Here is a 500-nt window from a genome sequence, read left to right as displayed (position 1 = left end):
GGCGGTGCGCGGCGGCGTCCGCGCCGCGACGGACGTCACCGGGTTCGGCCTCCTCGGCCACCTCTACAAGATGTGCCGCGCGTCCGGCGTCGGCGCCGTCATTGACCGGAAGGCCGTGCCGCTCATCACCGGCGCACGGGAGGCGCTGCGGGATGGCTACATCTCCGGCGGCACCCGGCGCAACCTCGAATGGGTCCGCCCGCACCTGCGGCCGGGGGCGGGCATCACGGAGGATGACCTGCTGCTGCTGGCCGACGCGCAGACTTCCGGCGGATTGCTCGTGGTCGGGGAACTGCCCGAGCACCCCGTGGTGGGGCAGACCGTCCCGGGAGCCGGGATCGAGGTGCGCTAGACCAGCGGCCGGTCGGCTTAGCCGGCGGTCGTGATCGAATCGTGGACGGTGCCCGCGCGGCGCCGGGCCGCGAGCCGGTTCTTCTGCGGCTCGATCGTGTAGCGGGGATCCTCCGCCGAGCGGATGCCGGCGCGCAGGATGCCGAACC

The 500-nt window shown here is 73.8% G+C and carries 1 protein-coding gene and 1 pseudogene; one reads left to right on the top strand and one right to left on the bottom strand.

Features of this window, described 5'->3' with window-relative positions:
* On the top strand, positions 1 to 352 hold a 352-nt coding region (locus tag AC5RV2_RS18920; RefSeq protein WP_494093607.1), incomplete at its 5' end, for an AIR synthase-related protein.
* 17 nt (positions 353 to 369) lie between these two features.
* Here AC5RV2_RS18920 and AC5RV2_RS18915 read toward each other — a convergent pair.
* Positions 370 to 500, bottom strand: a pseudogene (locus tag AC5RV2_RS18915) (NrfD/PsrC family molybdoenzyme membrane anchor subunit); the annotation flags it as partial.

This window comes from Arthrobacter sp. Y3225116, assembly GCF_059091245.1.
The sequence above is the reverse complement of the archived record's forward strand: the minus strand, read 5'-3'. Positions and strand labels throughout refer to the sequence as shown.